This is a genomic window from Bacillus cereus G9842, assembly GCF_000021305.1.
Taxonomy (GTDB): domain Bacteria; phylum Bacillota; class Bacilli; order Bacillales; family Bacillaceae_G; genus Bacillus_A; species Bacillus_A thuringiensis_S.
In genome coordinates this window covers 406,542-419,276 of the sequence record NC_011772.1, presented here as the reverse complement: position 1 = coordinate 419,276, position 12,735 = coordinate 406,542, and the positions used below count along the sequence as shown (strand labels likewise).

Genomic DNA, 12,735 nt, shown 5'->3' with positions numbered 1-12,735 from the left:
TAACAAATCAAAAACCTCTATCGCAAGAGGCTATATTCCTTATTTAAGAAAATGTACTTTCAAACCAAGTTCGAATCATATGTATTGTTCCAAATTTAAATGTTAATTTAACAAGAAATACGCCTCCCGCAGCTAATAAAAATAACACTACTTTCCCCTTATTTTTCACTCTCGGTTCCCTTTTCATTTCCATTCCCCTTAGTATGTTAAAAATATTAATCAAACGTTTGTTTAACTGTGTTTATGCATATGTAAGCCAACTAATCAAACGTTTGTTTAAAAAGAAATACGCCTATATAAGGCGCATTTTCATCAATCACCACCACCGCAGCTTCCCCCGCTATCTCCCCCAAAAGACCCTCCACAATCATGTGAACCGCCATCATGCGAGCTATCATTATCAGATCCAGCAAAGAAAAATAATGGTGATGAGCTGTTAGATGAATTATGAATGTTATTTTGTTTTGTAAGATTTACCTTCTTTTTGTTCGATCGAACTGCTGTTACGATTATTCCAACTACAACAAATAATAGTATGACGATAATAAATTCCATATAAAAGCCTCCCTTATTCCTCGAATAATTGAATGGTTCTCTCTAGATTTTCAAGTGAAATGAAGCGCGATTCTCGAAGGATCTCTTTTCCATTATAAAATAATAAAATTGTCGGTCCTGTAAATACGGCATATCGCCCCGCAATCTCTTGCATGTCTTGTAGTAATATCTCTATTTTCTCTACGTAATCATAATTCTCTAATACGCAATTTACTTTTCTTAGCATAACATCACAAACACCACAATTTTCCGTTTTAATAAACAGAAGTACCAATTGTTGTTCTTCGATATAGGTCGCTATTTCTTCTATCGTTTTAAATGTAGTCATCTTATCCCTCTTAGCGTAATTTACGAAATACTTTGTCTTGATACATACGAAAAGCTGAACTATCTTTAATCTTTCTCTTTTCCATTACCTGCTGAAAACGTAACGTTTTTATTGTTAACTCTTCTCGTAATTTCTTTCTCTCTTCTTCATCATAACAGCAGGCAATTAGATCCTCTATTTTTAATATATCTTTTTGTAGTTCCATCTCTGGTGGAATCATTCCCGCATTTTTTAAAATTTTATAACTCATTCTAAGTTCTGGAGGTACCATTGAAAAATCTTCTAATTGTAGTGGTTTTCCTTTTCCCGGAAGATAATCAAGATCACCATTCCGTATTGCTTGGCGAATTTTTTCTTCAGCAATGTTCAAAAACACATCCACACTATTCCCTCCTTTACATATTTTTACTATTATTTTACATGATATTTCCTTATCTTTCTACGTCTTTAATAATTGGCTCCATACAATTTTTTCTCAAATTTATTTATAATGAGCTATTTCCTCCCATACCGACCTTTCGTTTTCATATATAGTTTGTATTCAAGCCTTTTTATATTGAGAAAGTCTTTTTCAACTTAATAAAGCGTTTACACTAAATCTTACATTTGTTACGATTTAATCACCCCCAGCTCCCTTGTATAGACTTCGTGATGTCTGATCATTTTATCTAGACGTTTCATACGTCTAGATTCATTTTGATTTATTGGCGTATGCCTTTAAATATATCTTTTATTTTGAAAGGAGAAATGGCTATGAGGTCTCAAAAATTCACACTGCTATTACTATCTCTACTACTTTTCTTACCTCTTTTTCTCACAAATTTTATTACTCCAAATCTCGCATTAGCAGATTCACCAAAGCAAAGTCAAAAAATTGTTGGGTACTTTCCTTCGTGGGGCGTTTACGGACGTAATTATCAAGTTGCTGACATTGATGCATCAAAACTTACTCACCTTAACTATGCTTTCGCGGATATTTGTTGGAATGGAAAACATGGAAATCCTTCTACCCATCCGGATAATCCAAATAAACAAACGTGGAACTGTAAAGAATCTGGTGTACCATTGCAAAATAAAGAGGTTCCTAATGGTACTCTCGTACTCGGTGAACCATGGGCTGATGTTACCAAATCGTATCCTGGCTCAGGTACAACTTGGGAAGATTGCGATAAATATGCCCGTTGCGGAAATTTCGGAGAACTAAAACGATTAAAAGCTAAATATCCTCATTTAAAAACAATAATTTCCGTTGGTGGCTGGACTTGGTCTAACCGCTTTTCTGATATGGCCGCTGATGAAAAGACAAGAAAAGTATTTGCCGAATCTACAGTAGCTTTTCTTCGCGCATATGGATTTGATGGCGTAGATTTAGACTGGGAATATCCGGGCGTTGAAACAATTCCTGGTGGTAGTTATCGTCCTGAAGATAAACAAAATTTCACTCTTCTTCTTCAAGACGTCCGAAATGCTTTGAATAAAGCAGGTGCTGAAGATGGCAAACAATATTTACTAACAATCGCGTCAGGTGCAAGTCAACGCTACGCTGATCATACAGAGCTAAAGAAAATTTCTCAAATACTCGATTGGATTAATATTATGACATATGATTTCCACGGTGGATGGGAAGCTACTTCTAATCATAATGCAGCTCTATATAAGGATCCAAATGACCCAGCAGCAAATACGAATTTTTACGTAGATGGTGCTATAGACGTTTATACCAATGAAGGTGTTCCAGTGGATAAACTAGTATTAGGCGTACCTTTTTACGGACGTGGCTGGAAAAGTTGTGGAAAAGAAAATAACGGACAATATCAACCTTGCAAACCAGGTAGTGATGGGAAACTTGCTTCTAAAGGTACTTGGGATGATTATTCTACCGGTGACACAGGTGTGTATGATTACGGTGATTTAACAGCCAATTACGTTAATAAAAATGGTTTTGTACGCTACTGGAATGACACAGCTAAAGTACCTTATTTATATAATGCAACTACAGGCACATTTATTAGCTACGATGACAATGAATCTATGAAATATAAAACAGACTATATAAAGACGAAAGGTTTAAGTGGAGCAATGTTTTGGGAACTAAGCGGAGATTGCCGTACAAGTCCAAAATATAGTTGTAGTGGTCCAAAATTACTTGATACGCTAGTAAAAGAATTACTTGGTGGACCTATTAACCAAAAAGATACTGAGCCACCAACGAATGTTAAAAACATTATAGTTACGAATAAAACTTCAAGCTCAGTTCAATTAAGCTGGACTGCATCCACTGATAACGTAGGCGTTACTGAATACGAAATTACTGCCGGAGAAGAAAAATGGAGTGCAACAACAAATAGCATTACAATTAAAAACTTAAAACCTAATACGGAATACACATTTTCAGTAATTGCCAAAGATGCTTCTGGAAATAAATCACACCCTACCGCTCTTACTGTCAAAACGGATGAAGCTAATACAACACCTCCTGATGGAAATGGCACTGCTACATTTTCAGTCACTTCGAATTGGGGAAGCGGTTATAACTTCTCGATTATAATTAAAAATAACGGAACGATTCCTATTAAAAATTGGAAATTAGAATTTGATTATAGCGGCAATTTAACACAAGTTTGGGATTCTAAAATTAGTAGTAAAACAAATAATCATTATGTAATTACGAACGCAGGATGGAATGGCGAAATTCCTCCTGGTGGATCAATTACAATTGGTGGTGCAGGAACGGGTAATCCTGCCGAACTTTTAAATGCCGTCATTAGCGAAAACTAGACGTAATATCCATTAATTATTTCACTAAAGTTTGAATTTAGGTTTGAGCAATACCTCCTAAATTCAAACTTTTAATTTTATGAAAAATAAAAATCATCACAATAACCTATTATAATTAATTTCTAATATGAAGTTGATATGAAGTTAATTTGAATTTTACATGAATTTCCTTTAATTTCTATTGTCTTCCTATAATATCCACATTATTCTTTACATATAGGAATTATTTTCATTCCACTTTGAACTATCTATATATATAAAGAAAGATAGTCACCTGTTAGGGAAAGGCTTTCGTATTATTATAAATATAACAAAAGAAAAAGCACGCTTATAAGCGCACCATAAGAGTGCTTCTTCATACAATTCTCATGTAAGAGTTCTCGAAAATCATGTTAATCACAAAGAAAAGACATTAGCTCATAAAAGCTAATGTCTTTTCTTTATTCATATTGTTCAGCATTCCACTCTTCTATATTCCATACTTTTGTTATCCACGATTCATAGAAAGAAGGTTCATGTGAGACAATTAAAACCGTTCCTTTATATTGTTGTAACGCTTCTTTTAAAGCCATCTTAGTTTCTACATCCAAATGATTAGTCGGTTCGTCTAAAATTAAAACATTGCTTTTCGTTACGATAAGTTCACATAAACGCACTTTCGTTTGCTCTCCACCGCTTAATAAACGAATAGGTTTTAATACGTGTTCTTCTTTCAATCCACACTTCGCTAATACTTGGCGCACTTCTTTCTTTGTCATATCTGGTCGTTCTGCCCAAACTTTCTCTAACGGTGTTATTTCTGAAGCAAACTCTTCCTGTGCAAAATAAGCAGGATTTACTCGTTCCCCAACAAAAATTGAACCGCTTAGCGGCTTTATTTGACCTAATAACGTCTTTAACATTGTCGTTTTTCCAATACCGTTATGACCAACAACAGCTATCTTTTCTCCTTTTTTCACTTGTAAATTCAAGCCTGGAAATAACGGCTCACTATAACCCACTCTTAGTTTCTCAGCCTGTAATATACGACTTACTGGTTCATTATAAACAGTAAAAGCAAAACGGGACCGAGGTATATTATTAACCTTTTCAACCCTTTGCATTTTCTCCAATACTTTCTCTCGACTTTTTGCCTGTTTTGCTTTTCGAATCTTATTTTTTTGAATAAATGTTTCTAACTGAGCAATTTCTTTTTGTTGTTTCACATACGCCGATTGTAATTGTTTCCTTTGTACTTGGTAACTTTGTAAAAACTTTTCATAATCCCCTACATATCGCTTAACTTTTCGTTCTTCTAGATGGTAAATGACATTCGTAATATTGTTCAAAAATACTTCATCATGCGAAATGATAATATAAGCTTTTTCGTACAGTTTCAAGTACGATTGCAACCATTCTATATGTGCTGTATCTAAATAGTTCGTTGGTTCATCTAGCAATAAAACATCAGCTTTTTCTAGAAGAAGCTTTCCTAGTAATAACTTTGTCCGCTGTCCTCCACTTAACTTTGAAACATCCTTTTCCAATCCTATTTCAAACAGCCCTAAACCAATTGCCACTTCTTCAATTTCTGTATGAATTTGATAGAAATTAGAGTTTTCCAATATAGTTTGTAACTCTCCATACCTTACTAACAATTTTTCTACTTCTACTGCTTCAGCCATCTCTTCTGCAATTTTTAACATTTCATATTCAATCGCATACAAGTTAGAAAATGCACTTTGCAAGTATCCTGCAATTGTTATTCCTTCTTGTAAATCTATATGCTGCTGCAAAAATCCAACCTTTACATGTGGAAACCATTCAATGTTCCCATCATCATGTATAAGTTCTCCTGTTAAAATTCTTAGCAGTGTTGATTTTCCAATCCCATTTTTCCCTACTAACCCAACATGCTCCCCCTTTAATAATCGAAAGCATGCATTATATAAGATGGTTTTCTCACCATACGAATGACTTAAATTTTCTACTGTTAATATACTCATTTTTTTCTCTCCTTTACTTATCGTCCATAAGCTAAATAGAGAGACCAACAGTATGAATCCTTATTTAATTATGCATATAAAAATGGGTAAGGTGAATACACCTTACCCATTACATATTATCGTAAAAAAGGATTAAGGTTCTTTACCTGCTGTCTTCAATTTAGCTTAATCTTAAAAAATGGGCAGACTTCTCCCATATCAAGCTAAAACCATTTGAAGAACAGTTGATAAAGTCATTTTATCCTTTCACTCCTTTAACATTTGTTATATTAAGAGTATAAACTACTCTGTTATATTCTATTCTCTATTTTCCCTTTTGTTCCTTCTCCATCTTTTCATATTCTAAAAAAAGCCTCTTAACAGTAATTATACTAACAACTGTTAAAAGGCTTTTTCTATTTTTTCATATAAGGAGCTAACACACTTAAAATCTCTTCTTTATCCTTTTTTAATTCGAGTGATGTTAACATATCCATCGTTCTCGGTCTAGGTAATTTCACTTGTACCTCGCCAACAATTGACGCTGGTCTTTGAGATAAAATAAATACGCGATCTGAAAGCAAGATTGCCTCATCTAAGTCATGTGTAACCATAACGATTGTTTGCTTCTCTTGATGCCAAGAGTTTAAAAGCCAGCTATGTACTTCCATTTTTGTAAATGCATCTAACTTTCCAAAAGGCTCATCAAGCAGCATAATTGGCTTTTCACATAAATATGTGCGCAGAAAACTAATTCTTTGACGCATACCACCAGACAATTCATCTGGATAATGGTCTGCATATTCATCTAGTTCGAACTGCTTTAATGCTTCCATTCCTTCTGTCAGCCTTTGTTTTTTCGGCTTTCCTTCAATTTCTAACGGAAGAACGATATTTTGCAAAGCTGATCGCCACGGTAGTAATAAATCTTGTTGTGGCATATAACTAACAACATCTTGCTCTTGTACTTGCTTATCTTTATACGTTACGTTCCCGCTTGTTGGTTTTTCAACATTTGCAATCATGTTTAATAATGTGCTTTTCCCGCAACCACTCGGTCCTACAAAGGAAACAAACTCTCCCTCTTGTATAGAGGCACTAATATTCTCTAATACATTCTTTCCGTCGAAAGATTTCACTATATTTTTTATTTGTAATCCGCTCATTTTTCACTTGGAAGGAATTCATTTGTAAAAGCATCTTTTACATCGATTTTCTTTTTAATAACTTTGTTGTCATATAAGAAATTCATGTAATTCGTCCAAATTCCTTCCTTCTGTACACCCCATGCTTTCGCATCATCTTGATACTTCGTACTTAACCATTTCTGGCTTTCTTGAACTAAATCTTTATTTACATCTGGAACAGCTTTAATTAGAATATCAGCAGCTTCTTTCGGTTCCTTAATTGCAAAATTATAACCTTCTGTTGTTGCACTCATAAACTTTTTCACAAAGTCTTTATCTTGCTTCGTATGTTTTTCACTCGTAATAATAACAGGACTATAGAAATCAAGCGCTGGGTCTAAGTCTTTCACCATAATCGTATTTAACTCTTTTCCTTGGCGCTTCGCTTCAATTCCATCCCATCCGTAATAAATCCATTCAAAGTCTGCATCACGGCCGATTGATTTAAAGAAATCGGTTTGTCCTAAGATGATTTTTTCAACTTTATTAAAATCAGCTTGATGCTTATCCATAATCGTCTTTAATGTCGCTTCTTCCGCTGGTCCTCCCCAGCCGCCATAACGTTTACCTTCAAAATCTTTCGGTGACGTCATATTATCTTTCTTAAGCGATGCAAACGCTGAAGTGTTATGCTGAATAATCGCTCCTACAGATACAACAGGAATTCCTTCCACACGAGCTAATGTTACATTTTCTTGTGCGCTTATTGCGAAGTCTGCTTTTCCTGATGCTATCATTTGCTCTGCTGTTACATTGTCACCCGGTTGAATAATTTCTACATCTAATCCTTGCTTTTTGTAATAATCTTTCGTTTGTGCTACATATAAGCCAGTATGATTCGTATTTGGAAACCAATCTAATACTACTTTTACTTTTTGATCTTTACTTGCACTTTCTTCTTTCTTCGCCGGATTACATCCAGCCACACCTACCGCTAATAAGGCAGCTAACATAACTTTCAAACCTTTTTTCATTTTCTGCCGTCCTTTCTATATATCCATGGTGCTGTTATTCTTGCCATAAACTCTACGATAAAATACAGGCACAATGTCACCATAACGATGATTGCTGCAACACCAAATACTCGAGCAGTCAAAAATGATTTTGTAGCCCTCGTAAGCATAACGCCTAATCCTTCACTTGCACCGAGCCATTCTCCGATAATTGCCCCCATTACGCTATATGTAACTGCAATTTTTAAGCCTGAGAAAAAGTATGGAAGCACTGCTGGAAATTTTACTTTCTGGTAAACTTGCCATTTCGTCGCCTTCATTGTTTGTAACAGCTTCAACATGTTTTTATCTACTGTTTGAAAACCTTCTAAAATACTAAGCGCAATTGGGAAGAAACAAACGAGTATTACGACCATTACTTTCGGCAACATCCCATATCCAAACCAAATAATAAATAGTGGTGCAAGTACAACAATTGGAATTGTTTGCGAAATAACGAGCAATGGATTTATTAAAATACGAAATAACGGTATAACGTCCATAATAATTGCGATGCTCGTCCCCAATAAAATTGCAAAGAATAGTCCAATTATAACTTCCTGCAGTGTTTGCATCGTATTTGGTAATAGTAAATCTTTCATCCCAATTAATTCTTGAACAATGGCAGAAGGCTTTGGTAAAATCCACGGTTCGATTTTAAATAATGAAACAGATCCTTCCCATATCGCAATGAGAAGGATAAGCCAAATAGTTGTAATAAGTTTAGATTGCTTCTGGTTTTGCATATTCATCACGGTACTTCCAAACCTTTTCATCTATCGTTACACCAGTGCTTGGACGATAATGGATTTTAATAGAAGTAATCACTTCTTCTGCTCCAGCATCGACGCAAGCTTGTTGTGCACGTTTAACGACATCAAGAAGTACATCTAATTCTCCTTCCAAAGTTGTTTCCATTGCCCCTACTTCATAACGAACTCCCGATTGTTGCACAACTTCAATTGCTTTATCGACAACAGAATATACATCTTTCGTTTTCGCTTGTGGTACTACTGAAAATGACATTGTAACTTGTTGTGACATAATAAAATCCCCCTTATAAAATTAAATTTCAAAAATAAGAAAAGGCTTTCCTACTGCGTAGGAAAGCCTTGTATGCAAGTTATTATAGAATAACATATGCTACATCACTTTAAGTAACTCCCTACGCTGGCATTATCCAGATCAGGTTGAGGGTCGATGTTTACTTACATCCTCTCAGCCAATTGGCTCCCCGGTCCTTAATTCGTTTTCATTGTAGCATGATTTATTTTATTGAACAAACAAAAGCATGCATAATCATTTCATTATTTTTGGAAAATAACCAACTTTTTCACCATGAGCTAATAACTGCTGTATAAATTCTTTATTAATTGCTGGTACTTTCAATTCTTTTTTCTTAATCCATTCATTCGTTCTACGCGTACCCATTACAATTTCAGATTGCTGCGCTCCATCTCCTGCAACTTGAGAAGCAATTAACTCTGCTATTACTTCATTTCCCTTTGCTAATTCAAGTCCGGCATTTTCATATTCTGAAAGTGTAACCAGTTCAAGATTGTATCCACACTCTCCAATTAGCTGTATAAATTGTTCAAACTCAATTTGATGTGGATGACAGATGTGCAATGTTTCTCCATCTATTTGTGAATCTTGTACATACGTTACAATTGATTTACTAGCAAAATCAATTGGTGTGAAATCAACTTTCCACTTCACATTTGGTGCTTTTCCAATTAATAGCATTGTTTTAATAAGACGATAAAATGCGTTTCCTTCAATATTTTGTTGGAACGAACCTGTTTCTGAATGACATGCTAAATTACCTGCACGATAAATATTTCCGCGCAAACCATTTTTCATTGCTTCACGAACAATGTTTTCCGCTTGTAGTTTACTATTTGAATATACATTCTCTAAGTCTACACTGTAATTAAAATCACCAGTTTTCATGTATGTATCCCATTGATCTACCGCTAATTCTAACGGGATACCAATTGTAGAAATAAAATGGAATGTAGCACCTTTCTCCGCTAATGCTAGCATACGGCTAGTTCCTTGGACATTTATATTTTCAAATTGTTTTACATCTCCAAAATGTCTTACATCTGCACCGCAATGAATTATCGTATCCATCTTAGAACTGATGAACATAAATTCTTCTTCGCTCATCCCAAGATACTCTTCCCCCAGATCACCAGCTACGGCCTGTATACGCTGTAACCATTCTTCACATATATCACTAAAGTAGCCTGTTAATGTATCTATAATTCTTTGCTGCACATCTTTGGTTGGTCTTACTAAACAATAAATAGTAGCAGATGTATCTCTCAGCAATTCATATAATATGTGTGATCCTAAATAACCAGTAGCTCCTGTTAAAAAGACATTTGAAATCTGGGTTTCTTCCAAAACGTTTGCATACGTAATAGTATCCGGTTCGTGAATCACTTTATATTCACGAAATACTTCTTCTTTCTCTACTTTTACTTCTCGCTCAATTCGAGCTAATCCATATATCGTTCTTTCTTTAAAGAAATCTTGAATTGTTAAATGTGAGAAATCTTCTTTTAACAATGTTAAGACTCGTAATACTTTCAATGAATGTCCACCAATTGTAAAGAAATCATCATGCACTCCAACTTTTGAAATTCCTAATACTTCCGCCCAAGCGTTCGCTATTTGTTTTTCTGCTTTATTAGAAGGTGCAACATATTCTTGTAGACGAACCGGTTCATACTTTTCTTCTAACTGAGCTAACTTCTTAACATCAATCTTTTTATTAGGTGTAAGTGGTAATTCATTAATATAAATTAGTTTAGATGGCACCATATAATCTGGTAATTGCTCTTGTAACTGATAAACTAATTCTGGTATTTCTTTTTTATTTAAAGTTGTATAGAACGCGATTAAATATTGGCTACCTTCCTTACTCTTCTTAGCAAAAACAGCATTTTCTTTTATATTATGATTTTGAGAAATTTTACTTTGGATTTCTCCTAGTTCAATACGATGTCCTCTAATTTTTACTTGATCATCTTTCCGATGTAAAAACTCTATATTTCCATCCTCTAGCAACTTAACAATATCACCTGTTTTATATATACTAACTATAGGATTAAAAGGGTTCGGAATAAAAGCTTCAATTGTTTTATTAGGTTTATTAAAATACCCTTTTGCTAATCCTACTGAATCTATATATAATTCACCAGGTACACCAATTGGACAAAGATTCATATTCTCATCCAAAATCATAACTTGATAATTAGAACATGGTTTACCAATGGGAATACTCGCAACATCCTCATTTAACTGACTAGGTATTTTATAAGTTGTCGTCACTACTGTACATTCTGTCGGTCCGTATACATTATGAATTTCAACATTTGTACCTATTCTTTCTCTCCACAATTTAATAACCTCTACAGGCAACATTTCACCGCCAATCGCAATTCTTTTTAGGGAAGCTAGCTTATATATATCTTCTTCTGCTAAATAAGTTGCTACTTGTCGAACAAAAATTGTTGCTAATGCCAAGATCGAAGTTGCTTTCACTTTATAGATTGCATGTGCAAATGCTTCTACAGACAATCGCTCTTCCTCTAATAATACATACAAATTTCCTCCACAGAATAAAGAAGCAAATGACTCCCATACAGAAGCATCGAAACTAAAGGAAGGAAATTGGGCAAATACATCCTCTTCTGTCAATTCATATTGCTTTTGCATCCAAATGTACAGATTAACAACGCCTCTATGTGCTAACATCGTTCCCTTTGGATTCCCTGTTGAACCAGATGTATAAATCATATAAGCTACATCATCACAATGAATAGACAACTTTACATCTATATCTTCACAAGTTTCACTATCATACATTGAAACTGTTTGAACCCCATCACATGTTATAGGCGTCTCTTTCATCAATATAACTTTCGCTTGGCTATCTTGAATAATGTACTGTATTCTACTTTCCGGATAATCTGGATCAATCGGAATATACGCTGCACCAGCTTTTAATATAGCTACCATACTTACTACTGTGTCTATGCTACGTTTCATAAATATTCCAACATAGTCTCCTAATTGGACGCCGTTTTTAATTAACATATGAGCTATTTGATTACTTTTTTTATTTAGCTCCTCATAAGTTAAAGTACCTTCCCTTGAAGATAAAGCTATACGATTTGGAAATTGAGTAACAGTATTATAGAACATATCGACGATACTTTTCTCAGGATATACTGCTGTCGTATCATTCACTTGACTATAAAGTGCCATCTCGGCCTCTGTAATAACATTAAAATCATTTATATAATTATTATTATTTTTTAATGTATTGATTAAAACACCTTGTATTTGTTGTGCATAACGAGTAATCGTTGTCTCTTTCCAATTAACACTATTAAATATTATTTCTACGCTTTGCATATTTTTACTGAATACAAATTGTAATGTATTCGTGTCTTGTAGCTCATAATATGTTTCACCAATAATAATAGGTGACATTTCATATAATGTATTACCGTTTTGAAACTCTTCTATTTCTTCCTCATTCATTTCTTTAATTTGTTCCAGTTGCTCTTCAATCTGTAAATTCAAACTTTCATAGGAGAGAAAATTAGAAATTTCAATAGTAATCGGAAATAAACTTCCTCTTACATGATAAAGCACGACAATATGTTTTTCTTTAGAAATATGATATAACCACGTTGCAGTCGCTCCTATTAAATCTACAATGTGAGTCAAATTTGGAAATAGTTCAGTTTTTCTTTTTACCCCAAATTCTGTTCCTTGAACATCTTTAGGTATTTTAATACTTCCTTCTACTTTTCCTAAAAATTCTTTTACCATCTCATTATAAGAAATTGCTAATTTCATATTTATGTAAATTCCTCTCTCAAATATAATAAAGGTGTGAAAATTCACAC

The 12,735-nt window shown here is 34.2% G+C and carries 11 protein-coding genes and 1 riboswitch; of the genes, 1 reads left to right on the top strand and 10 read right to left on the bottom strand.

Annotated elements, in window-relative coordinates; genetic code table 11:
* Window positions 1-43: 43 nt before the first annotated feature.
* From BCG9842_RS02110 to BCG9842_RS02095, 4 genes are all read right to left on the bottom strand, one after another.
* Entirely contained in the window at window positions 44-187 is a 144-nt protein-coding gene (locus tag BCG9842_RS02110) for a hypothetical protein (RefSeq protein WP_000817987.1), read from the bottom strand.
* Between the two features lie 125 nt (window positions 188-312).
* Window positions 313-555 carry a hypothetical protein gene (locus tag BCG9842_RS02105; protein ID WP_000394363.1) on the bottom strand — a complete coding sequence of 81 codons (243 nt, stop codon included), beginning with the start codon at window positions 553-555 and terminating at the stop codon, window positions 313-315.
* 13 nt (window positions 556-568) lie between these two features.
* Window positions 569-883 carry a thioredoxin family protein gene (locus tag BCG9842_RS02100; protein ID WP_000206513.1) on the bottom strand — a complete coding sequence of 105 codons (315 nt, stop codon included), beginning with the start codon at window positions 881-883 and terminating at the stop codon, window positions 569-571.
* A 10-nt stretch (window positions 884-893) separates the two neighbouring features.
* Entirely contained in the window at window positions 894-1,265 is a 372-nt protein-coding gene (locus tag BCG9842_RS02095) for a J-domain-containing protein (RefSeq protein WP_000382370.1), read from the bottom strand.
* A 371-nt stretch (window positions 1,266-1,636) separates the two neighbouring features.
* Between BCG9842_RS02095 and BCG9842_RS02090 the strand changes: the two genes are divergently transcribed.
* A complete protein-coding gene (locus BCG9842_RS02090; RefSeq protein ID WP_001257483.1) occupies window positions 1,637-3,661 on the top strand; it encodes a glycosyl hydrolase family 18 protein in 2,025 nt (674 codons plus the stop codon).
* Window positions 3,662-4,101: 440 nt separating this feature from the next.
* Here the strand turns inward: BCG9842_RS02090 and BCG9842_RS02085 are convergent, their stop codons facing one another.
* The 6 genes from BCG9842_RS02085 to BCG9842_RS02060 form a co-directional block, all read right to left on the bottom strand.
* Window positions 4,102-5,646 carry an ABC-F family ATP-binding cassette domain-containing protein gene (locus BCG9842_RS02085; RefSeq protein WP_000025946.1) on the bottom strand — a complete coding sequence of 515 codons (1,545 nt, stop codon included), beginning with the start codon at window positions 5,644-5,646 and terminating at the stop codon, window positions 4,102-4,104.
* A gap of 395 nt (window positions 5,647-6,041) precedes the next feature.
* The gene (locus BCG9842_RS02080) at window positions 6,042-6,791 is read right to left on the bottom strand and encodes an ABC transporter ATP-binding protein (RefSeq protein ID WP_000016083.1); all 750 of its coding nucleotides are present in this window, start codon (window positions 6,789-6,791) and stop codon (window positions 6,042-6,044) included.
* A complete protein-coding gene (locus BCG9842_RS02075) occupies window positions 6,788-7,786 on the bottom strand; it encodes an ABC transporter substrate-binding protein (protein ID WP_000715557.1) in 999 nt (332 codons plus the stop codon). Before BCG9842_RS02075 ends, BCG9842_RS02080 begins: the two co-directional genes overlap by 4 nt.
* A complete protein-coding gene (locus BCG9842_RS02070) occupies window positions 7,783-8,556 on the bottom strand; it encodes an ABC transporter permease (RefSeq protein ID WP_001057166.1) in 774 nt (257 codons plus the stop codon). Before BCG9842_RS02070 ends, BCG9842_RS02075 begins: the two co-directional genes overlap by 4 nt.
* On the bottom strand, window positions 8,528-8,848 hold the full coding sequence (locus BCG9842_RS02065; RefSeq protein WP_000082906.1) for an MTH1187 family thiamine-binding protein: 321 nt from the start codon (window positions 8,846-8,848) through the stop codon (window positions 8,528-8,530). The genes BCG9842_RS02070 and BCG9842_RS02065 overlap by 29 nt, the downstream gene beginning before the upstream one ends.
* 101 nt (window positions 8,849-8,949) lie before the next feature.
* A riboswitch (TPP riboswitch) is annotated at window positions 8,950-9,051 on the bottom strand.
* Between the two features lie 52 nt (window positions 9,052-9,103).
* A complete protein-coding gene (locus BCG9842_RS02060; protein WP_000761459.1) occupies window positions 9,104-12,685 on the bottom strand; it encodes a non-ribosomal peptide synthetase in 3,582 nt (1,193 codons plus the stop codon).
* Window positions 12,686-12,735: the final 50 nt, after the last annotated feature.

Excerpts from the sequence above, each read along its gene's own strand:
- BCG9842_RS02085 (WP_000025946.1), bottom strand. The coding sequence starts at position 5,646 with ATGAGTATATTAACAGTAGAAAATTTAAGTCATTCGTATGGTGAGAAA.
- BCG9842_RS02090 (WP_001257483.1), top strand. The coding sequence starts at position 1,637 with ATGAGGTCTCAAAAATTCACACTGCTATTACTATCTCTACTACTTTTC.
- BCG9842_RS02075 (WP_000715557.1), bottom strand. The coding sequence starts at position 7,786 with ATGAAAAAAGGTTTGAAAGTTATGTTAGCTGCCTTATTAGCGGTAGGT.
- BCG9842_RS02100 (WP_000206513.1), bottom strand. The coding sequence starts at position 883 with ATGACTACATTTAAAACGATAGAAGAAATAGCGACCTATATCGAAGAA.
- BCG9842_RS02105 (WP_000394363.1), bottom strand. The coding sequence starts at position 555 with ATGGAATTTATTATCGTCATACTATTATTTGTTGTAGTTGGAATAATC.
- BCG9842_RS02070 (WP_001057166.1), bottom strand. The coding sequence starts at position 8,556 with ATGAATATGCAAAACCAGAAGCAATCTAAACTTATTACAACTATTTGG.
- BCG9842_RS02065 (WP_000082906.1), bottom strand. The coding sequence starts at position 8,848 with ATGTCACAACAAGTTACAATGTCATTTTCAGTAGTACCACAAGCGAAA.
- BCG9842_RS02110 (WP_000817987.1), bottom strand. The coding sequence starts at position 187 with ATGAAAAGGGAACCGAGAGTGAAAAATAAGGGGAAAGTAGTGTTATTT.
- BCG9842_RS02080 (WP_000016083.1), bottom strand. The coding sequence starts at position 6,791 with ATGAGCGGATTACAAATAAAAAATATAGTGAAATCTTTCGACGGAAAG.
- BCG9842_RS02060 (WP_000761459.1), bottom strand. The coding sequence starts at position 12,685 with ATGAAATTAGCAATTTCTTATAATGAGATGGTAAAAGAATTTTTAGGA.